Source organism: uncultured Jannaschia sp. (genome assembly GCF_947494055.1).
In the GTDB taxonomy this organism is placed as follows: domain Bacteria; phylum Pseudomonadota; class Alphaproteobacteria; order Rhodobacterales; family Rhodobacteraceae; genus Jannaschia.
On the sequence record NZ_CANLTR010000021.1, the window covers coordinates 33732 to 53042 of the forward strand.

Genomic DNA, 19311 nt, shown 5'->3' on the forward strand with positions numbered 1-19311 from the left:
CCGTTTGGTGTCGCGCGCCACGCTAGGCGGCCGGACGCGGTTGGACAATGGCGCCACGGCACGCATATGGGACCACATGGATACGGACGTCATCATCGTCGGCGGCGGGCTGACCGGACCGCTGACCGCCCTCGCGCTCGCCGATGCGGGGATCGCCTCCATCCTTCTCGACGCGCGCCCCCGGGCGGTGTTCGACGACGCCTTCGACGGGCGGGCCTATGCGCTGGCGCTGGGCTCGGTCAGGGTTCTGCGCGCGCTCGGGCTCTGGGACGATCTGGCAGAGGTGGCGCAGCCGATCACCGGCATCCGCGCCAGCGACGGGCGCGCGGGGGAGGGGGCGTCGCCGCTGCACCTCGCCTTCGAGGCCTCCGAGATCGGCGAGTCCTTCATGGGCCAGATGGTCGAGGACCGGCATCTGCGCCCCGCGCTCCTCGCCGCTTGCGACGCGAGCGACCGGATCGAGATGCGCTTCGGGGTCGAGGTCGTCGGCCATTCCGTCGAGGACGCTGCCGTCCGGGTCGAGGCCGACGGGACGCTCGCCGCGCGTCTCCTCCTCGGATGCGACGGGCGGGCCAGCGGCGTGGCGCGGCGGGCCGGGATCGGCCGGACGGGGCGCGAATACGGACAGACGGCGCTGGTCTGCGCCGTCGGCTTCGAGCGGCCGCATCACGGCATCGCGCACCAGTTCTTCATGCCCGCGGGCCCGCTCGCCATCCTGCCGTTGCGGGGCGAGCGTGCCAGCATCGTCTGGACCGAGGCGGACGACGTTGCCGCCGATCTGAACGCGCTTTCCGATGCCGACTACCTCGACATCCTGCGTCCGCGCTTCGGCAGCTTTCTGGGGGAGATCGAGCTTCTGGGCGCGCGGCACACCTACCCGCTGTCCCTGAGCCTCGCGCAGGACTTCGTCGCACCCCGCGTGGCCCTTGTCGGCGACGCGGCGCATGGCATTCACCCGATCGCGGGGCAGGGGCTCAACCTCGGGGTCAAGGACGTGGCCGCGCTGGCCGACGTGCTCGCCGATGCGCGGATGCGGGGCGAGGATATCGGCGCGCCGGACGTGCTCGCGCGCTACACGCGCTGGCGGCGGTTCGACACGACGGTCATGGGCGTCGCCACGGACGCGGTGAACCGGCTCTTCTCCAACGACAACCCGCTGCTACGGCTCGGACGCGACCTGGGGATGGGCGCGGTCTCGGCAATGCCGGGCCTGCGGCGACGCTTCATCCGCGAAGCGGCGGGCCTGACCGGCGACCTGCCGCGCCTGATGCGACGCTGATCAGTCGAGCTGCCGCGCCTCGTCGACGAGCATGATCGGGATGCCGCCCCGGATCGGGTAGGCCAGTCCGGCGGATTTCGACACAAGCTCCTGCCGCTCCGCGTCGTAGGTCAGCGGACCGTGCGTCTGCGGGCAGACTAGAGCCTCCAGCATCCGGCGGTCGTGAGCAGGCGTGTCGGTCATTGCAGCGCGTCCTCGCTGGACCCGCCGCGCAGGGCGAACTCCATCAGCGTCACCACCGTCTCCCGACGGGTGGCGAGCGAGGGGGCCTCGAGCAGTGCCTGCTTCTCTTCCGGCTCGAACGGGCAGAGCATCGAGAGGCTGTCGATCAGCAATTCCTCGTCGGCGTCCTTGAGGTTCTCCCAGTCCGTCGAAAGGTCCTGGCTCTCGAAGTAGCGATGCAGGAGCGCGAGGAAGGCGGCGCGGTTGAAGTCGGTGTCGATCTCCGCCTTGCCGAGATCGCGCCCGAACCCGTCCCAGCTCACGTCGGCCTGGAGATAGGGTTGAAACCCCATGATCTCCCGCGTCACCCGGAAGCGCGACACGCCCGAGAGCGTGATCATGTAGCGCCGGTCCTCGGTCTCACTCAACTGCGTCAGGCGCCCGGCGCAACCGATGGTCTGCAATTGCCGCCCGTCGCCGGATTTCTGCGCGCGCGGCTGGATCATGCCGATCAGACGGTGCCCTGTCTTGAGCGTGTCGTCGATCATCTGCAGGTAGCGCGGCTCGAAGATGTGCAGCGGCAACCGGGCCCGGGGCAGCAGAAGCGCGCCGGGCAGGGGGAAGACCGGGATGGTCGTCGGGAGGTCGGCGTGGCGATACATCAAGGGAATGTAGGTCTCGAACCGTGGCGACAAGCCTTCAAGCGAAGATCATCGACGACAGCCGCCGCCGGCCCTTCATCGCCACCGGATCCTTCGGTCCGGCCGCGTCGAAGATCGTGAAGAGCTGCGTGCGCGCCGCGCCGTCGTTCCAATCCCGGTCGCGCCGGAACAGCTCCAGCAATTCCTCCACCGCGCCCTCCGTGTCGCCCGACGCCTGCAGCGCCGCGGCGAGGTCGAAACGCGCTTGGTGGTCGTCCGGGCTGGCCTCCACCGCGGCGCGCAGTTCCCCGACCGGCCCGGCATTCGCCGATTGCCGGGCGAGCGCGATCTGCGCGCGGGCCGCCTCCAGCTCGGGCGCACCGGCGATGGCGGCGGGCGCGCTGGCGAGCAGCGCCTCGGCCTGGTCGATCTCGTCCATCGCGACATGGGCGCGCAGGAGGCCGCCATAGGCGGCGGCATTCTCCGGCTCCTCGCCCAGGATCGCGGCGAAGGTCTGTGCCGCGTCGACGGCGGCCCCCTCGCCCAGCATCTCCTCGGCGGCGATCAGAGCCTCGGCCAGACCGTCGGCCTCGTCGGCATTGTGGGCGGCGACGCGCTTGACGAATTCCTGGACCTCGCCTTGGCTCACCGCACCCTGGAAGCCGTCGATGGGCTGCCCCTGCCAGAAGGCGTAGACCGTCGGGATCGACTGGATGCGCAGTTGCGCGGCGATCTGCTGGGCACGGTCGATGTCGACCTTGGCCATCCGGACCTTGCCCTTTGCGGCCTTCACGGCGGCCTCCAGCTGCGGTCCGAGCGTCTTGCACGGGCCGCACCAAGGCGCCCAGAAATCCACGATCACGGGCGTCTTCATCGAGGCCTCGACGACCTCGGCCATGAAGGTGGCTTCGGTCACGTCGCGGATCAGGTCGCCGTCGGCGTCGGGCTGGGACTGGGGCTGGCCGAGTTCGAGCATGATAAACTCCTTTGCTTGGCGCTCATATGCGCGTGTCGTGCGGGTTTTCCAAGGTCAGAGGTCGAAGGTCGCGAGCACCGGTGCGTGGTCCGACGGCTTCTCCCAGCCGCGGACGTGGCGCAGGATGCGGCTCGTATGCGCGGCGCCCGCGATGTCGGACGTGGCCCAGACATGGTCGAGGCGCCGGCCCTTGTCGGCCGCGTCCCAGTCGGGCGAGCGGTAGGACCACCACGAATAGAGGTTGCCCTCGGGGATGTCCTGCCGCGTCACGTCCACCCAGCCGCCGGCGTCCTGCGCCTGGGCCAGGTGCTCGATCTCGATCGGGGTGTGGCTTACGACCCGCAGAAGCTGCTTGTGTGACCACACGTCGTCCTCGCGCGGGGCAATGTTGAGATCGCCGACGAGGATCGACTTCAGGGGCCGTTCCGCGTGGAAGGCGTCGCGCATGTCGGTGAGGTAATCGAGCTTCTGTCCGAACTTGACGTTGGCCTCCCGGTCCGGCGTGTCGCCGCCGGCGGGCACGTAGAAGTTGTGGATGACGACGCCGTTGTCGAGCTGTCCCGCGATGTGGCGGGCATGGCCGAGCCCGGCGTGATCGAGCGCCGAAACCTCCGCGATGGGCAGCTTCGACAGGATCGCCACGCCGTTATAGCCCTTCTGCCCGCGCGCGACCATGTGGGTGTAGCCCATCGCTTCGAACGTCTCGCGCGGGATCTTCTCCACCGGCGACTTGCATTCCTGCAGGCAGAGGACATCGGGCCCTTCCTCGCGCAGGAACGCCGCCACGAGCTCGGCCCGCAGGCGGACGGAGTTGATGTTCCAGGTGGCGAGGGTGAAGGGCATGGCGCCTCCGTCGGGCTGTCTCGGACGGGCGCCTTTTGCACGGGTCCGGCCCCGGCCGGAACCCCGGAGAGGCCCGCGCAGACTAAAGAAGGCCCGAGCCGAAGCCCGGGCCAGTCCAACAGGGAGGTGCATCGAAAGTGCCGTCGATGCGGCGGTATTCCTGATGTTAGGCCGAACGGCGACGTAGGGTAACAAAAATTTCCGTAAGCCCGCGTTTTCAAAATTCCTGTGCCTCTTCAATCACGCCATGAGGCGATAGCCCCCGCTCTCGGTCACGAGCAGTCGGGCGTTCGACGGGTCCGGCTCGATCTTCTGGCGCAGGCGATAGATATGCGTCTCCAGCGTGTGCGTCGTGACGCCCGCATTGTAGCCCCAGACCTCGTGCAGCAGGACGTCGCGCGGCACGGTCCCGTCGTTCGAGCGGTAGAGGAACTTCAGGATGTTCGTCTCCTTCTCGGTCAGGCGCACCTTCCGGTCGTCCTCCGTCACCAGCATCTTCATCGCCGGCTTGAACGTGTACGGCCCGAGCTGGAACACCGCGTCCTCGGACTGCTCGTGCGTGCGGAGCTGGCTGCGGATGCGGGCGAGCAGGACGGGGAACTTGAACGGCTTGGAAATGTAGTCGTTCGCGCCCGCGTCGAGACCGAGGATCGTGTCGGAATCGGTGTCGTGGCCGGTGAGCATGACGATGGGGCATTTCACCCCCTGCTTGCGCATCAGGCGGCAGAGCTCGCGCCCGTCGGTGTCGGGCAGTCCCACGTCGAGCACGATCAGATCGTAATGCTGTTCCTTGATGCGGCTCATGCCGGCCGCGCCGGATTCCGCCTCGAAGACGTCGAAGTCCTCGGTCAGCATGAGCTGCTCGGCCAGCGCGTCCCGTAGGTCGTCGTCGTCGTCCACCAAAAGGATCTTCTTCGGATTGGCCATCCCTGCGCCTCCTCTTTCCGTGAGAGAAACGTGTGCATGCGTGATCCGCATTTGAAGTCGGTGGCGCCTTGGTCACGGCGACGTGTCGCCAAGGGGGGATTTGTTTCATATGTGGGGCCGGCGCGTCCCCTTCAGGCGCGGTTTGTTACAGGATCACGCCCCCGATGCTGCCCGCCACGCCCGCCGAACTGCTCGCCCGCGCGCGCGCGGAGTTCCGTCTCGGCCTGCCCGTGGCGATGGGCGGCGCGGTAATGGCGGCGGTCGAGACGGTGCCGCCCGAGCGGCTGGCGGCGATGCGGGCGGCGGGACCGCTCGTACTTACCGTGTCGGGGCGTCGGGCGGAGACGCTGAAAGCGCGGGCCTATGACGGCGACGTCGCGCGCATCGCCGTCCCGGACGACGTCGACGCCGCGTGGATCCGCGCGGTGGCCGATCCGGCGGACGATCTGCGCGCACCGATGAAGGGGCCGTTGCGCACGCTCCGCGGGGGCGACGCCGTGCCGTGGCGCGCGGGCGTGGCGCTGGCCAAGGCCGCCTGGCTCCTGCCCGCCGTGATCGGGGTGGAGGCAGAGGCGCCCGAGGGCGTCACCCGCCTGTCGCCGGCCACCGTGCCCGACGATCCGGTCCTGCCCGTCGCGCCCGTGGCGTCCGCCCGGCTACCGATGGCGGCCCATGCCAAGGGGCGCGTGCATGTCTACCGCGAGCCCGGCACCGGCGAGGAGCATTACGCCGTGGAGATCGGCCGCGTCGACCGCGCCGCGCCCGTCCTCGTGCGGCTGCATTCGGCCTGCTTCACCGGGGACGTGCTGGGCTCGCTCAAATGCGATTGCGGGCCGCAGCTTCATGCCGCGATGGACGCGATGGGGGCGGCCGGGGGCGGCGTTCTACTCTATCTCAACCAGGAAGGGCGGGGGATCGGGCTCGCCAACAAGATGCGGGCCTACGACCTGCAGGATCAGGGCTTCGACACGGTCGAGGCGAACCACCGGCTGGGCTTCGAGGACGACGAGCGTGACTTTCGGCTGGGCGCGGCGATCCTCGACCGGCTGGGGATCGGGGTTGTGCGGCTGATGACGAACAACCCCCGCAAGATGGCGATGATGATCGCGCAAGGGATCGAGGTGGCCGAGCGGGTGCCGCTACATGTCGGCCTGACGCCGGAGAACGCGGCCTATCTCGACGTGAAGCGGGTGAAGTCCGGGCATCTGGAATGAGCCCGTCGTCCAACGACATGGTCCTGACGCCGACCGGGCTGCGGTTCCGGGGCCGGACCCTCCCCTGCACCATCGGATCGGGCGGCCTCCGCTCCGACAAGCGGGAAGGGGACAGGGCGACGCCGCGGGGCGTGCATCGGATCACCGGGATGCTCTACCGCCCCGACCGGATGCCGCCGCCGGCGCCTTGGGCCCGTCCGATCGGGCCCCGCGACCTCTGGTGCGACGCGCCGGCGCATCCGTGCTACAACAGCCAGGTGCGCGCCCCGTTCGACGCCTCGGCGGAACGGATGCGTCGGGCGGACCGGCTCTACGATCTCGTCCTGACGACGGACTGGAACTGGCCGGAGGCCGAACCCCATCGCGGCAGCGCGATCTTCTTGCATCGCTGGCGGGGGCCGGTCCGCCCGACCGAAGGCTGCGTGGCGATGGCGCCCGTGGACCTGCGATGGTTGGCGGCCCGCGTCCAGGTGGGCACGCGGCTCGTCGTGCGCTGACGGCTCAGGTCGGGACGCGCTCGCCGAAGATCGCCGAGCCGACGCGGACATGCGTGGCGCCGAAAGCGACCGCCTCCTCGAAATCGGCGGACATGCCCATGCTGAGGCCCGGCAGCCCGTTGCGCTCTGCGAGTTTGCGGAGCAGCGCGAAATGCAGCGACGGCGTCTCGTCCACCGGCGGAATGCACATCAGGCCGGCCAGCGGCAGGTCCATCCCGCGCACCTCGGCGACGAAGCCGTCGACCTCGGCGGGGGGCAGGCCGGCCTTCTGATCCTCCTCGCCGGTATTGACCTGCGCGAAGAGGTCCGGGCAGCGGCCGAGTTCCTGCGCCATGTCGGCGATGCGACGGGCGAGCTTCGCGCGGTCGAGGGAATGGATCGCGTCGAAAAGCTCCATCGCCGGGCGGACCTTGTTGCTCTGGAGCGGGCCGAGGAGGTGGAGCGCGACGTCCGGATGGGCCTCCTGCCAGGCCGGCCACTTGCCCTGCGCTTCCTGCACCCGGTTCTCACCGAAGATGCGGTGACCGGCGGCGAGCACGGCCTCGACCCGCTCGGGCGGCTGCACCTTGGACACGGCGATCAGGGTGATGTCGGACCGGTTCCGTCCTGCCCGTTCGCAGGCGGCGGCGATCCGGTCGTTTATGTCGGACAGGGGCATGGGCGGACCTCTCGTATCGGCCTGTCCATGCAAAACGAAACGGGCGGGCACAAGGCCCGCCCGTCCGATAGGCTCGATCCGGGTCGGATCAGAAGTCGAGGCGGATACCGAAGGAGACGGTGTCGAGCTCGTCCGGACCATCGTCGAGCCCGGCGATTTCGACGTCGCTGTAGTCCGAGTGACCGTAGCCGAACTGCACCGACGCGCCGCCGCCCAGATCGTAACCAGCCGTCAGGCCAATACCGTCGATGTCGCCGATCGGGGTGTCGTACTGACCGTAGTTCAGGCTCACGGAATAGGCGCCCCCGGTGTAGCCGACGCCGATGCCGAAGTGCTCAGTATCCCCGTCACCGAGGAAGAAGCGGTTGCTTTGCTCGACCTCGTTGTCCTCGTCCAGAGTGCCGTCCGTACCAAGGGCCTCGCTTGCGAAGCTACCGAAGTCGCTGTCGGCGATGGCATGCCCAGGCACATGGTTGTTGTAGTTCATGTACGAGACGCCGACGGCAAAGCCGAACAATTCGCCGTTGAGCGACGCACCCCAGGTATCCACGTCGGTATCAGCGACTTCCGCGGTCTGGTAGCCGAGGCCCATGCCGATGTTGGTGCCGCCCAGGTCGAGCTGGTAGGTCACGCCGAGGCCGTAGACCTCATCATTGCCTTCCACATCGTTGTCGTCGAGCTCGGCCGAGAGCGCGACGGCGAAATCGCCGAAGGAGTAGTCGTAACGGATGACCTGACCGTCGTAGAGGCCGTCGAGGCCATCGTTGTCATTGTAGCCGGCATGGATCGTCTCGTCGTCGTTGAGCGAGCCGGAGTTGAACGCGACTTCCGTCAGGGCGAAGTCGAGCGCGCCGTCGGTGTCACCACCGGTCAGGGTACCGAAGGCGCCGGAGATGAAGATGCTCTCGCCACCTTGCGTGTTCGGCGACTCGAAGGGCTCGCCGTTGCCGCTCTCGTCGAGGTCGATATCGGCACCGAAGAGCAGGCCGCCATCGGTCTCACCGGTCATCGTGAAGGTGATGTCGAGATCGGTGAAGAAGCCGACCTTGTCGTCGCCCTTGTAGTCGTTGTCCGGCCGGCTGAACTGCAGGCGCTCGCTGGAGCGGAGGCCCAGTTCGGCGTTACCGGAAAACAGGATTTCGGCCGAGGCGGTGCCGGCGAAGGCGACCAGCGCGGTCGAGGCGAAGAGAATCTTTTTCATGTGTCCCTCGTGTTTCAGTCGTCCCCACCACGGGAATCGCGTTGGGCGTGGTTGTCGTTTCCCCCATCGGCCCCCACCTCGCAACAAAACCGCGTTGCGCCCCGGGGAAACGCCGAACTCTTGGTGCTTTCGTGCCACAGTGGCCGGAGCCGCCCGTTCGCCGCCGGTCGAGCCGGACCTCGCGACGGCTTGTTCGAGGCCCGTCCGATGGGCTAGGCAGGCGGCGACGGGAACGAAGGCCGGAACGGATATGGACATGCTGGGATCGACCATGCGCGGCAGCGGACTTGCCGCAGGGCTCGCGCTCCTGGTGGCGCTCTCGGGATGCGGCGACCGGACGGTCTTCGGCCAGACCCGCGCCGACCGGATCGCCGCGCAGGAGAACCCGGCCACGATCCGCCGCGCTGCACGGGCCAATTCACGGCAATCATCGGTCCTCGACCTGTTCACCACCGACGATCCGAACGTGACGCTGGAGGTGAACCGCTATCTCTGGGCGGCGTCGCTTGACGTGCTGTCGTTCCTGCCGGTCGAAAGCGCCGATCCCTTCTCCGGCGTCATCCAGTTCGGCTACGGCACGCCGCCGGGCGGGGCGCGCGCCTATCAGGCGACCGTGCTCGTGCAGGACCCGGCCCTCGACGCGCGCAGCCTGACCGTCGCGCTCCGCACCCGGAACGGCACGGTCGACCGCGAGACGCAGCGCGCGATCGAGGATGCGATCCTGACCCGCGCCCGTCAGCTCCGCATCCGCGACAGCAATCTCTGACATCACAGTCCGCGTGCCTCGGGGCGCGCGGCCCGACGGGGCATTCCGACATGAGCTACGACACCGCGTCGATCGAGGCGAAATGGCAGGACGCCTGGGCGGAGGCCCGCGTCTTCGAGGCCACGCGCGACGACCGCCCGAAATACTACGTCCTCGAGATGTTCCCCTATCCGTCTGGACGCATCCATATTGGGCATGTCCGGAACTACACGATGGGCGACGTCGTCGCGCGCTACCGCATGGCGCGTGGCTTCAACGTGCTGCACCCGATGGGATGGGACGCGTTCGGCATGCCGGCCGAGAACGCGGCGATGGCGTCCGGGGGGCATCCGAAGGACTGGACCTACGCCAACATCGACACGATGCGCGGCCAGATGAAGCCGCTCGGCCTGTCGATCGACTGGAGCCGCGAATTCGCCACCTGCGATCCGGAATATTACGGCCAGCAGCAGGCGCTGTTCCTCGACATGCTGGAGGCGGGGCTCGTCTACCGCAAGTCCGCCACGGTGAACTGGGACCCGGTCGACATGACCGTGCTCGCCAACGAGCAGGTGATTGACGGACGCGGCTGGCGCTCGGGCGCGGAGGTCGAGCGGCGCGAGCTCGTGCAGTGGTTCTTCGCCATCTCGGACATGGCCGAGGACCTGCTCGAGAGCCTGGGCGGTCTCGAGAAGTGGCCCGACAAGGTGCGCCTGATGCAGGAGAACTGGATCGGTCGGTCGCGGGGCCTGTCGATGGAATTCCCGCTCGACCCGCCGGTCTGGGGCTTCGACGAGATCGAGGTCTACACGACCCGGCCCGACACGCTGCGAGGCGCCTCCTTCGTGGCGATCGCGCCGGAGCATCCGCTGGCGAAGGCGCTCGCCGCGGACGATCCCGAGTTGGCCGAATTCGTCACAGATGTTCGGCGCGGCGGCACCACCGAGGAGGCGCTGGAGACGGCGCCGAAGCGCGGCTACGACACCGGCCTGGAGGTCGACAACCCGCTCGGTGGGACGCTTCCGGTCTGGGTCGCGAACTTCGTGCTGATGGATTACGGCACCGGCGCGATCTTCGGCTGCCCCGCGCACGACCAGCGCGACCTCGACTTCGCGCGCAAGTACGACTTGCCGGTGACCGCGACGTTCCGTCCGGTCGACGCGGCGGAGTTCGAGATCGGCGCCGAGGCCTACGTGCCGCCGAAGACCGAGATCGTGGACTATGTCGACAACCCCGCCGGCGTGACCCGCGCGACCGGGGCCGAAGGGATCGAGGCCACGATCGACTGGGCCGAGCGCGAAGGGTTCGGCACCGGCCGCGTGCAGTACCGCCTGCGCGACTGGGGTCTCAGCCGGCAGCGCTACTGGGGTTGCCCGATCCCGGTCGTGCATTGCGAGGCCTGCGGCGTGGTGCCCGAGCGGAAGGAGAACCTGCCCGTCCGCCTGCCCGACGACGTGACCTTCGACGTGCCGGGAAACCCGCTCGACCGCCATCCCACATGGGCCGACGTGCCGTGCCCCACCTGCGGCCAGCCCGCCCGGCGGGAGACGGACACGATGGACACCTTCGTCGACTCGTCCTGGTACTACGCCCGCTTCACCGCGCCCCGTGCGGAGACGCCGACCGTGGCCGGGGACGCGGATTACTGGATGAACGTGGACCAGTATATCGGCGGGGTGGAGCACGCGATCCTGCACCTGCTCTACTCGCGCTTCTTCGCCCGCGCGATGAACCGCACCGGGCACCTTCCGGAATCCGCGCGGGAGCCGTTCGACGCACTTTTCACGCAAGGGATGGTCACCCACGCGATCTACCGCACGAAGGGCACGGACGGGCGCGACCGGTTTCACTACCCCGAGGAGGTCGAGTTGCGTGACGGCGGGGCGTTCCTGAAGGAGGGTGGCCACGCGGTCGAGGTGATCCCCTCGGCCAAGATGTCGAAGTCCAAGAACAACGTCGTCGATCCGCAGGCGATCATCGCGCAGTACGGAGCAGACACCGCGCGCTGGTTCGTCCTGTCGGACAGCCCACCGGAGCGCGACGTCGAATGGACCGCCGCCGGGGCCGAAGCTGCGCACAAGCACCTCGCCCGCGTCCACCGGATCGCGGAGGACATCGCCCGCGCCGACCGTGCGCCGAACGAGCACGACGCGACCCTGGCCCGCGCCACCGCCGGGGCGATCCAGGCGGTGACGGAGGGGGTCGAGGGGTTCGGCTTCAACAAGGCGGTCGCGAAGCTCTACGAGTTCACGAACGCCATCAATCGTTCCGATGCCGGGGCCAGCGCCCGCCGTGACGCAATGCGGACGCTGGCGCAGCTCATGGCGCCGATGACCCCGCATCTGGCCGAGGAGATCTGGTCGATGATGGGCGGGCAGGGCTTTGTGCTGCAAGCGCCCTGGCCCGTGGCCGACCCCGCGCTGTTGCAGGACGACACGGTGACGCTGCCGATCCAGATCAACGGCAAGCGCCGGTCGGAGATCGCCGTGGCGAAGGACATGGACAGGGCCGCGATCGAGCGTCTGGTCCTCGAGAACGAGGCGGTGCAGCGCGCGCTCGACGGGGCGGCGCCTAAGAAGCTGATCGTGGTGCCGGGGCGGATCGTGAATGTGGTCGTCTGAACGCCACATCCGGCGTCTGACGCTCGCCGGGCTCCTCGCCCTCGTCGCCGCCTGCGGCTTCACGCCGGTCTACGGGCCGGGCGGCGAGGCGAGCGTTCTGCGCAACGCCGTGCGCGCGACCGAGCCCGACACCGACCTCACATTCGCCTTCGTTCGCGAGCTCGAGGAGCGGTTGGGGCGCCCCTCGGAGACGCGCTACGATCTCGACTACGTGATCGCCACCTCCGAGGAAGGGCTGGCGATCGACGGGTCGAACAACATTACCCGGTTCTCCGTCTCCGGCACGATCGACTGGACCCTGACCCCGTCCGACGGCGAGACCGTTCTGCTCCGTGGGCAGGAGACGACGTTCGTGTCCTATTCCGCCACCGGCTCCACCATTTCGACTCTCGAATCCGAGCGCGACGCGCAGCGGCGGCTGGCGACGATCTTCGCGGATCGGGTGATCACGCGGCTTCTGGCGGACGCCGCGACGCTCGCGCGATGAACCTGCGCGGCGCTGCGGCGGCAAAGTTCTTCGCCGAGCCCGACGCCGGCACGGCGGGGGCACTCATCTACGGCGCCGACGCGATGCGCGTGGCACTGAAGCGGCAGGAGCTGATCGCCAACCTCGCCGGTCCCGAGGCGGAGGCAGAGATGCGGATCACCCGCATGAACGGGGCAGAGGCCCGGTCCGACCCCGCCGCCGTGATCGACGCGATGAAGGCGACGGGCTTCTTCCCCGGCCCGCGCGTCGTCTTCGTGGAGGGTGTGACCGAGGTTCAGGCCGTGCCCGTTATCGCCGCGCTGTCGGACTGGTCGCCGGGCGACGCCGCGCTGGTGGTGACGGCGGGGTCGCTGCGCAAGACCTCGAAGCTGCGCGCGGCGTTCGAGGCCCATGGCCGCGCCGCCGCCATCGGTCTCTACGACGATCCGCCGGGGCGGGAGGAGGTCGACGCCGCCATCGCCGCCGAGGGGCTCCGGCTCGATGCCGAGGCGCGGCGCGCGGTGGACATCCTCGCGACCGAGCTCGACCCCGGCGACTTTCGCCAGACACTGACGAAGCTGGCGCTCTATTCGGACGGTCAGACCGCGAGTTTCGGGGACGTTGCGCTCATGGCGCCCGCCACCCACGAGGCCGGAAGCGACGAGATCATCGTCGCCGCCGCAGAGGGCCATCCCCAGGCGATCGGTCCGCTGATGCAGAGGCTCGCGGGGCAGGGCGTCGCGCCCGTCGCGCTCGTCATCTTCGCGACCCGGCATTTCCAGCAACTCCACGCCGCGGCGACCGGGGGCGGGGTCGGCAACCTGCGGCCGCCGATCTACGGCCCGCGCCGCGACGCGATGGAGCGGCAGGTCCGCGGATGGGGGGTGGACCGGCTCGAACGCGCGCTCGACCTGTTGATGGAGACGGACCTGACGCTGCGCTCCGCGTCCCGCGCGCCACAGATGGCGGTGATGGAACGCGCCTTCATCCGGCTCGCGATGATGGCGAAGCGCTGACGGCTACCGCCCGGTCCAGTCCGCCGCGGCCCGACCCGCCCAAGCCCCGGTGGCAAGGCAGGCGGTCAGGAGCCATCCGCCGGTCGGCGCCTCCCAGTCCAGCATCTCCCCGGCCGCGAAAGTGCCGGGACGATCGCGAAGCATGAACCTCTCGTCGAGCGCGTCGAAGCGTAGGCCGCCCGCGGTCGAGATCGCCTCGTCCAGCGGCCGCGGCCCGGTGAGCGGGACGGGCAGGTGCTTGATGCGCGGCGCGAGGTCGTCCGGAAGCGGTCGGCCGAACTCCTGCAGCAGCGCGACCTGCACCGGTGCGAGCCGGAGCGCCTTGCGCAGCCGGTTCGGCAGGCTGTCGCGGCGGCCGCGGGCCAGCCGTTCGCGGACCTGATCCAGCGTCATGTCGGGTTTCAGGTCGAGCGCGAGCGGCGCGCCGTCGCGCAGGGCCGGGCTCAGCGGATAGAGCCCGCCGCCCTCCAGCCCATGACGCGAGATCGTGATCTCTCCGCGATGCGTGGTGCCGCCGACGATGAGGCCTGTATTTTTCACCGCCGCGCCGAGATGCCGTTCCATGTGCCGCGACCAGTCGACGCGGAACCCGACATTCGCCGGCGCGAAAGGCGCCGTCGCCCCGGGGAGGAGCGACGCCCAGGCCCCGTCCGAGCCGAGCCGCCGCCAGGATGCGCCCCCCGTCGCGAGGATCGTGGCAGCGGGCCGGATCGCGGTTCCGTCCGCGAAGGTCAGCGCATCGTCCGACCAGCCGGTCCATCGGGACCGCCGGTGCAGTCGCACGCCCAGCCCGTCGAGCCGCACGAGCCAGGCGCGGAGCAGCGGCGACGCTTTCATCGCCTCGGGAAAGACCCGCCCCGTCGAGCCGGTGAAGCCCGGCTGCCCGAGCCCTTCCATCCAGGCGGTTACCTCGGCCGGACCGAAGGCCGCGACCATGGGGGCGAGCGTGTCCGGCAGCTTCGACGCGAAATCCGGTGCGGCGTTGGTGATGTTCAGCCCGGACTTCCCCGCCATAAGCAGCTTTCGCGCCGGGGAGGGCATGTGATCGTAGACGTCGACCGCACAGCCGCGCGACGCGGCCACCTCCGCGGCCATCAGCCCGGCGGGGCCGGCGCCGACGATTGCTATGTCGCGCTCGCGATCCATCTAGCGGGGCATGTCAGAGGAGAGCGGACCGGACCAGCCCATCTGCGCGCTTTGCGAGCGGCCGATCCTGCCGGGCACGCCGCAGAGCCTGCACCACCTCGTCCCGAAGCTGCGCGGAGGCAAGGGCGGGCCGACCGTGCTCGTTCACCAGATCTGTCACAACGAGATACATGCGAGCGCGTCCGAGGCGGAGCTGGCGCGGCTTTGGAACACGCCTGAGAAGCTGCGCGCGCATCCGCGGCTCGAGAAGTTCGTCGCCTGGATCCGCAAGCGGCCGCCCGACTTCCATTCCAAGACGCCGGGAGCGCGGCGCGGCTGGAAGCGGCGCTGAGGCGACTTTGTGTTTCAGAAGCATTTTTACTACACTGCTTCTGCTGAGAAATAAAGAGGTGTTTGAAGGCGCGTGTTACCCCTTGTGTCACCTCATCTTCCTACGTCTTCTTGGCAAGAAGGTAGGGGAACACTCGAATTGATGGCGTAAAGAGGCTGACGCTGCCTAAGGGCTGGCACGAAGAGATTGCCGTGGAGGGCGTTAATCCGAACGTCCCCAGCATCTACGAATGGCAGATCGAAGGCGTAGGCCTCTACATTAGTCAGTACACCCGTGCGAAACGTCCCCGCCGAGCTTACTGGAGGAACGTAGCAAACCTTCTGGGTGGTCTTCCCTACAGGAAGGGCAAGCCTGACCAGTACCGGCCCATTCACCGGGAACTCGCCAGGGCCGTTCAAGATGGCCGTCAGATCACCCTCAGGCTTATAGAGAACGTACCCGACAAGCCTTCCCGCAATCGTCGCGAACGAGAGCTTATCGAGCAGCGACGGGCAGAGGCGCTAGAGGGTGGTCTGCCGGTCCTGAACTCGACATGATGAACGCCGTCCAGGACGACGCCTTTCGAAGTGCATTACAATCTTTCTCAAAAGATAGTTGCAGAGTTTTATTATAACACAAAGCATTCTCGCAACGCCACCTATCCTTGCAGCACACGGTAAACGGACCGCTCAGAGATACCGAGACGATCAGCAATCACCCGGTTCGGCAGCCCCTCCGCTCGAAGTGCCCTCAGTTCTCCTTGCTTCGCCCGTGCCGTGACGTTGTTGCGCAATTGCGCTTGAGGTGTGCGGTCCCCTTTCCCCGTTGAGGTCAGACGACGGCTTCAATCTCGGCCCTGCCAATGGCTGAGAAGCGGTTCATGATGGCGATGCGGTCTGGATTTCGGCGGTCTGGCGGTCGGGGTCTCGTGACATGATCCTCTCGCCGAAGAGCTTCAGGCAGGTCATCCGCGCCTCGACCCGACTTCGGACGTGGTATTCCGCCCATTTCCTCCGGAGCGCCCTGCCCGGATGTCGCGTCGCGCGCAGGGTCTCGTTGCGTGCGCTGGCAGCTGGACAGTCCTCTTTCCAGGCGCGGCCGTTGCGGCGGATGGGTATGATCGCGTTCGCGCCACGCTTGATGATCGCGCCATGGCACCGCCGCGTGTCATAGGCACCGTCCGCGGGAACGGTCTCGATCTGCGCATCTTGCGGGATCTGAGCCAGCAACTCCGGCAGCATAGGGCTGTCACCCTGCCTGCTCGAGGTGAACTCGACCGCGCGGACATCTCCCGTGCCTGCATCCATGGCGAGATGGACCTTTCGCCATTGCTTGCAGCGTGATGCGCCATGCTTGCGAGCCAGCCACTCGCCATCGCCGCGAAACTTGATGCCTGTGCTGTCCACCAGTTGGTTGAGCGGCTGCCCGGAGGCGCGATACGGGATCTGCACCGCGACCCGCGCCCGGCGTCGGCACAGCGTCGAGAAATCCGGCAGCGGCCAATCGAGCCCGGCCATCCGGATCAGGCTTTCGACCAGCCCGACTGTCTGGCGCAGCGGGAGACCGAAAAGCACTTTCAACGTGAGGCAGGTCTGTATCGCGGCATCGGAGAAGGTTTTCGGCCGTCCCTGCTGGCCAGACTTCTTCGCGTGCCAGGCCATGTCGGGATCGAACCAGATCGACAGCGAGCCCCGCTTCCGCAGTGAGGCGTCGTAGGCTGACCAATTCGTCGCGCGGTAGCGGCTCGGAGAAGAATTCGGCATGCGCCTGATCTAACCGTCAGGATTAATCACGTGAATCCCTCGCATCTTTGCGCAACAACGCCGGGGTGGGGGGCCTGAGAAACCGACTTAAAAAGCGATAGGGCTTTATTACTGTTATTGTTCCTACGATACAGTCTTAGGTCGCTTTATATACTGGTCGAGCCTGCCAATTCTCTGAGTAGGCCCTGAGAGTCGCTGTAAGGCCCCTTAGGTGGTCTTCTTTAAATCTATGGTGTTTGCCCCTATTTTCGTCATGAGCACTCAGGAAGCTCTGTTAGAGTGTCTCAGGCACTATTATAACCTATCACGCCTACTTAGGCAGACCTTAGATACTGCGGCCCGACCCCTCGCACGAGATGCAAACGCATCTCCGTTTTACCACAACGCCTTTGGCACTTCATGTCTCGCACCAATGATTCAATAGGCATGTAGGCGATGTATCTTCCCAATAGGCGGTAGGGCGGGATATTCCTGCGAGCCGTTTGCACGCGCTGACGTCAGCCGAACTAGGCAGCAAGGAAATCCCGGCCTTCACGCACGTAGAGGGATATGCTTCAATGGCATATTAAGAGAATGAACATTTCGATAGTAGGCTTTCAAACAGCAAATTTTGAGAGATAGATAATTAAAGAAGCTTCGCCGGCATCCAATTAATCGAGAAGAAGGCAGACTGCTACGTTGACTTAAGGTTAACGCGGTGGTATCCTATTCTATAGCATATGTTTGATCTCGCGTAGGCAGCCTGTAAAGATCTACTTTGGCCGCCTAGGATAGTTTTGTGTAAAGTCTGCGGGTAAGTTGTAATGGCGAGTGACGAAATGGCAATTGGGCACGGTTACGATAGCTCCTCCGAAGCGGACAAGCTCTATCCCGGCCTAAATCAGGCTATTGCCACCTTAATCCTTGGGCTTTCGGCAATTACATTTCTTCTGCCAACTCTACTAGGACTATCTATAGTCGGATACAACGAGAGCCTGCCTATCGTATGGCTCATCGGTATCCTTTTTCCTCTTAATAGTTTTAGCGGAAGCGACCAGCTTAGCTTTTTAAGAGAGTTTTGGACAGCTTTGCCCGCCCTCATACTTGGGATTTTTGCGGCCCAACACCGTACAAAGCGTTTGACCTTTGTAGTCTTGGCAATCGTCATGGTAATAATCGCCATCGGTGGATCGCTGTCACTGCATATTTTTTGAGTCGATGCGGAATTTTGAGGATGTTGCAATCGAGCTGCAAGGGACTTTGCCCATAAGCTAGCGAGACTGGAAGCCCTTCCAGAACAAATTGACCGGACTAGGACCATCGCTATACCGTTTCTAGCTGCGAGTGTTAGCGGTTATATAGTAAGGAAGAAGCCGTCATGAGCAAGGTTTTCCCCGAATGGTTCACTCTCAGTCTTCTAAAAAGGCGCGCGCGGTACACTATCATAGCAATAGTTGGTCCGAGCTTCATAAACGCAGCAGAGGTGACATTCGAAATAACTCCTCTAAGCAACCTTAATTCTGAAATCGTATCATCTCTTAAACCTGCACTTGTTCCGATGGGGCTTATAGGCGACCTCGACCCGGAAGGATTTTTCGACAGGGTCAATGGAAAGTGGATCGTCCCAATACAACCACTTGACCACTACCTGACTGAGCTAAGCATAAGGATAGAAGGCGCTGGACCCCACGCATACCCTCCCTCTCCTATCGCACTAGCGTTACCTTATAGGGATCAAAAGCCACTGGAACTTATTATTCACTTTTTAGATATGCCGGTTAGTGAACGGGTGAGCAGAGCGTACGGTGACGCAGCACTGTCGCAGACCCCAGGCGACCTATTAAGCGACTTCCTTTTCGCAACAAAGCAACTGACACAGCTAACGAACGATGAGATTCCGAGCATCGAAGAGGTTACACCGGTTCTTACTCGGACCCTAGTAGTCTATGGTGAAGCGCTCGGTCGGTTAGTCGATGAAACAGACTGGTTCGGTATTCCGTCAAACTCGGAAATAATACTAGAGATGATGCGAGTAGCTCTCGACAAAACTAGAGTCGATGCTCGTTTCGCTGACCGTATAAATGTCGGAAGGCTGGTTGCCGCTAAGGGCCGCGCTGAGTCTGCTGAGTATCTAGTCTATCGTCGAGTCTACAGCGCTATCGAGAGTCTCAATGATGATCTCGGGTGTAATGAGATATTCCCTATTGCCCTCCCTTTTTACCATGACCTGGCTGGCATGAGCCCGGATGATTACCGCAAAGTTCGGGAGCAGGCGAGAATAACAAAGTCTCATGTTCTCGCAGAGACGACGCGATGCTTTCGGATGCTGCTTACTAAGAACTCGTCCGGTTTGGTGGGCGCCTTACCGCAGGTTGTCGAGGGTAAGTTTGGCGGACTATCGGCGCGAGAGATGAGAAATTCTCTTGATGTTAGTCTTAGAAACGAAAGAAGGGCATTGCTTCGAGAGACTGGTCTATCTGGCGAATTAATCCCCAGCTGTGTACCAGAGGAACTCAGCTCTAGAGCTGATGTTCCAATCAATCTTTTATGCGATGCACTGGCATACCTTGAAGCTTTAAAGCCCCTTATAGAAGGAACGGAAGATGTTGGAGGCTAATCTTGTCATCTATGTTAGGGCTATAGCTGTCATTGCGCTATTCCTGCCGAGTATGTCCCTCGTCCATGATGGGCCAAGGGATTCCGACGGATGCCACTATAGCGAGTCCCAGGGGTACCATTGTCATTAAAAGAAGTTAAATAATGGTTCTTTTTAAAGTCATAGGATGCAGGCCTTCCGGATCGACCTGCCGAAGGGAATGACGGCCTAGGTGTTCAGTCCCGGCATTTGGTGGATCGGATTGAGGATG

At 65.4% G+C, this 19311-nt stretch carries 19 protein-coding genes and 1 pseudogene; 10 read left to right on the top strand and 10 right to left on the bottom strand.

Annotated features, from left to right (window positions below; translation table 11 throughout):
- Positions 1 to 76: 76 nt before the first annotated feature.
- Positions 77 to 1279 carry an FAD-dependent monooxygenase gene (locus Q1A87_RS15250; protein ID WP_299652969.1) on the top strand — a complete coding sequence of 401 codons (1203 nt, stop codon included), beginning with the start codon at positions 77 to 79 and terminating at the stop codon, positions 1277 to 1279.
- Here the strand turns inward: Q1A87_RS15250 and Q1A87_RS15255 are convergent, their stop codons facing one another.
- From Q1A87_RS15255 to Q1A87_RS15275, 5 genes are all read right to left on the bottom strand, one after another.
- Positions 1280 to 1462 carry a Trm112 family protein gene (locus tag Q1A87_RS15255; RefSeq protein WP_299652972.1) on the bottom strand — a complete coding sequence of 61 codons (183 nt, stop codon included), beginning with the start codon at positions 1460 to 1462 and terminating at the stop codon, positions 1280 to 1282. It abuts the gene before it with no gap.
- Entirely contained in the window at positions 1459 to 2103 is a 645-nt protein-coding gene (locus Q1A87_RS15260) for an LON peptidase substrate-binding domain-containing protein (protein ID WP_299653027.1), read from the bottom strand. Before Q1A87_RS15260 ends, Q1A87_RS15255 begins: the two co-directional genes overlap by 4 nt.
- A 37-nt stretch (positions 2104 to 2140) precedes the next feature.
- Entirely contained in the window at positions 2141 to 3058 is a 918-nt protein-coding gene (locus Q1A87_RS15265) for a tetratricopeptide repeat protein (protein ID WP_299652975.1), read from the bottom strand.
- 54 nt (positions 3059 to 3112) lie between these two features.
- Positions 3113 to 3901: an exodeoxyribonuclease III gene (locus tag Q1A87_RS15270; RefSeq protein ID WP_299652978.1), complete on the bottom strand. Its 789-nt coding sequence runs from the start codon at positions 3899 to 3901 to the stop codon at positions 3113 to 3115.
- A gap of 240 nt (positions 3902 to 4141) precedes the next feature.
- Complete coding sequence (locus Q1A87_RS15275) at positions 4142 to 4828, bottom strand: response regulator transcription factor (RefSeq protein ID WP_299652981.1); 687 nt, start codon at positions 4826 to 4828, stop codon at positions 4142 to 4144.
- A 164-nt stretch (positions 4829 to 4992) separates the two neighbouring features.
- Between Q1A87_RS15275 and ribA the strand changes: the two genes are divergently transcribed.
- Both ribA and Q1A87_RS15285 read left to right on the top strand, forming a co-directional pair.
- Positions 4993 to 6042 carry a GTP cyclohydrolase II gene (ribA, locus tag Q1A87_RS15280; protein ID WP_299652984.1) on the top strand — a complete coding sequence of 350 codons (1050 nt, stop codon included), beginning with the start codon at positions 4993 to 4995 and terminating at the stop codon, positions 6040 to 6042.
- The gene (locus Q1A87_RS15285) at positions 6039 to 6539 is read left to right on the top strand and encodes a L,D-transpeptidase family protein (RefSeq protein ID WP_299652988.1); all 501 of its coding nucleotides are present in this window, start codon (positions 6039 to 6041) and stop codon (positions 6537 to 6539) included. Before ribA ends, Q1A87_RS15285 begins: the two co-directional genes overlap by 4 nt.
- A 4-nt stretch (positions 6540 to 6543) precedes the next feature.
- Here the strand turns inward: Q1A87_RS15285 and Q1A87_RS15290 are convergent, their stop codons facing one another.
- Together Q1A87_RS15290 and Q1A87_RS15295 are read right to left on the bottom strand one after the other, a co-directional pair.
- Entirely contained in the window at positions 6544 to 7197 is a 654-nt protein-coding gene (locus Q1A87_RS15290; RefSeq protein ID WP_299652991.1) for a YggS family pyridoxal phosphate-dependent enzyme, read from the bottom strand.
- Between the two features lie 88 nt (positions 7198 to 7285).
- Entirely contained in the window at positions 7286 to 8656 is a 1371-nt protein-coding gene (locus Q1A87_RS15295) for a porin (RefSeq protein WP_299652994.1), read from the bottom strand.
- On the opposite strand from Q1A87_RS15295, the gene Q1A87_RS15300 reads away from it, so the two are divergent.
- The 4 genes from Q1A87_RS15300 to holA are packed head-to-tail and all read left to right on the top strand — an operon-like array spanning position 8655 to position 13246.
- A complete protein-coding gene (locus Q1A87_RS15300; RefSeq protein WP_299652997.1) occupies positions 8655 to 9164 on the top strand; it encodes a DUF3576 domain-containing protein in 510 nt (169 codons plus the stop codon). The two genes, Q1A87_RS15295 and Q1A87_RS15300, sit on opposite strands and share 2 nt — an antisense overlap.
- Before the next feature lie 50 nt (positions 9165 to 9214).
- Positions 9215 to 11764 carry a leucine--tRNA ligase gene (leuS, locus tag Q1A87_RS15305; RefSeq protein ID WP_299653000.1) on the top strand — a complete coding sequence of 850 codons (2550 nt, stop codon included), beginning with the start codon at positions 9215 to 9217 and terminating at the stop codon, positions 11762 to 11764.
- Positions 11751 to 12251, top strand: coding sequence for an LPS assembly lipoprotein LptE (lptE, locus tag Q1A87_RS15310; RefSeq protein ID WP_299653003.1), 501 nt, complete (start codon positions 11751 to 11753; stop codon positions 12249 to 12251). The genes leuS and lptE overlap by 14 nt, the downstream gene beginning before the upstream one ends.
- The gene (gene holA, locus Q1A87_RS15315; RefSeq protein WP_299653006.1) at positions 12248 to 13246 is read left to right on the top strand and encodes a DNA polymerase III subunit delta; all 999 of its coding nucleotides are present in this window, start codon (positions 12248 to 12250) and stop codon (positions 13244 to 13246) included. The genes lptE and holA overlap by 4 nt, the downstream gene beginning before the upstream one ends.
- Positions 13247 to 13249: 3 nt before the next feature.
- Here holA and Q1A87_RS15320 read toward each other — a convergent pair whose 3' ends face one another.
- On the bottom strand, positions 13250 to 14392 hold the full coding sequence (locus Q1A87_RS15320) for a TIGR03862 family flavoprotein (RefSeq protein WP_299653009.1): 1143 nt from the start codon (positions 14390 to 14392) through the stop codon (positions 13250 to 13252).
- Between the two features lie 10 nt (positions 14393 to 14402).
- Between Q1A87_RS15320 and Q1A87_RS15325 the strand changes: the two genes are divergently transcribed.
- Positions 14403 to 14723, top strand: a complete 321-nt coding sequence (locus tag Q1A87_RS15325) for an HNH endonuclease (protein WP_299653012.1) — start codon at positions 14403 to 14405, stop codon at positions 14721 to 14723.
- Between the two features lie 637 nt (positions 14724 to 15360).
- On the opposite strand, the gene Q1A87_RS15330 is transcribed toward Q1A87_RS15325, so the two are convergent.
- Both Q1A87_RS15330 and Q1A87_RS15335 read right to left on the bottom strand, forming a co-directional pair.
- The gene (locus Q1A87_RS15330; RefSeq protein WP_299653015.1) at positions 15361 to 15495 is read right to left on the bottom strand and encodes a helix-turn-helix domain-containing protein; all 135 of its coding nucleotides are present in this window, start codon (positions 15493 to 15495) and stop codon (positions 15361 to 15363) included.
- A gap of 38 nt (positions 15496 to 15533) precedes the next feature.
- Positions 15534 to 16465: pseudogene (locus tag Q1A87_RS15335) on the bottom strand (IS5 family transposase).
- An 803-nt stretch (positions 16466 to 17268) separates the two neighbouring features.
- Here Q1A87_RS15335 and Q1A87_RS15340 point away from each other — a divergent pair.
- Entirely contained in the window at positions 17269 to 17658 is a 390-nt protein-coding gene (locus Q1A87_RS15340; protein ID WP_299653018.1) for a hypothetical protein, read from the top strand.
- Between the two features lie 164 nt (positions 17659 to 17822).
- Positions 17823 to 19061: a hypothetical protein gene (locus tag Q1A87_RS15345; protein ID WP_299653021.1), complete on the top strand. Its 1239-nt coding sequence runs from the start codon at positions 17823 to 17825 to the stop codon at positions 19059 to 19061.
- Positions 19062 to 19311 lie beyond the last annotated feature (250 nt).

Excerpts from the sequence above, each read along its gene's own strand:
- Q1A87_RS15250 (WP_299652969.1), top strand. The coding sequence starts at position 77 with ATGGATACGGACGTCATCATCGTCGGCGGCGGGCTGACCGGACCGCTG.
- Q1A87_RS15255 (WP_299652972.1), bottom strand. The coding sequence starts at position 1,462 with ATGACCGACACGCCTGCTCACGACCGCCGGATGCTGGAGGCTCTAGTC.
- Q1A87_RS15260 (WP_299653027.1), bottom strand. The coding sequence starts at position 2,103 with ATGTATCGCCACGCCGACCTCCCGACGACCATCCCGGTCTTCCCCCTG.
- Q1A87_RS15265 (WP_299652975.1), bottom strand. The coding sequence starts at position 3,058 with ATGCTCGAACTCGGCCAGCCCCAGTCCCAGCCCGACGCCGACGGCGAC.
- Q1A87_RS15270 (WP_299652978.1), bottom strand. The coding sequence starts at position 3,901 with ATGCCCTTCACCCTCGCCACCTGGAACATCAACTCCGTCCGCCTGCGG.
- Q1A87_RS15275 (WP_299652981.1), bottom strand. The coding sequence starts at position 4,828 with ATGGCCAATCCGAAGAAGATCCTTTTGGTGGACGACGACGACGACCTA.
- ribA (WP_299652984.1), top strand. The coding sequence starts at position 4,993 with ATGCTGCCCGCCACGCCCGCCGAACTGCTCGCCCGCGCGCGCGCGGAG.
- Q1A87_RS15285 (WP_299652988.1), top strand. The coding sequence starts at position 6,039 with ATGAGCCCGTCGTCCAACGACATGGTCCTGACGCCGACCGGGCTGCGG.
- Q1A87_RS15290 (WP_299652991.1), bottom strand. The coding sequence starts at position 7,197 with ATGCCCCTGTCCGACATAAACGACCGGATCGCCGCCGCCTGCGAACGG.
- Q1A87_RS15300 (WP_299652997.1), top strand. The coding sequence starts at position 8,655 with ATGCTGGGATCGACCATGCGCGGCAGCGGACTTGCCGCAGGGCTCGCG.
- Q1A87_RS15295 (WP_299652994.1), bottom strand. The coding sequence starts at position 8,656 with ATGTCCATATCCGTTCCGGCCTTCGTTCCCGTCGCCGCCTGCCTAGCC.
- leuS (WP_299653000.1), top strand. The coding sequence starts at position 9,215 with ATGAGCTACGACACCGCGTCGATCGAGGCGAAATGGCAGGACGCCTGG.
- lptE (WP_299653003.1), top strand. The coding sequence starts at position 11,751 with ATGTGGTCGTCTGAACGCCACATCCGGCGTCTGACGCTCGCCGGGCTC.
- holA (WP_299653006.1), top strand. The coding sequence starts at position 12,248 with ATGAACCTGCGCGGCGCTGCGGCGGCAAAGTTCTTCGCCGAGCCCGAC.
- Q1A87_RS15320 (WP_299653009.1), bottom strand. The coding sequence starts at position 14,392 with ATGGATCGCGAGCGCGACATAGCAATCGTCGGCGCCGGCCCCGCCGGG.
- Q1A87_RS15325 (WP_299653012.1), top strand. The coding sequence starts at position 14,403 with ATGTCAGAGGAGAGCGGACCGGACCAGCCCATCTGCGCGCTTTGCGAG.
- Q1A87_RS15340 (WP_299653018.1), top strand. The coding sequence starts at position 17,269 with ATGGCGAGTGACGAAATGGCAATTGGGCACGGTTACGATAGCTCCTCC.
- Q1A87_RS15345 (WP_299653021.1), top strand. The coding sequence starts at position 17,823 with ATGAGCAAGGTTTTCCCCGAATGGTTCACTCTCAGTCTTCTAAAAAGG.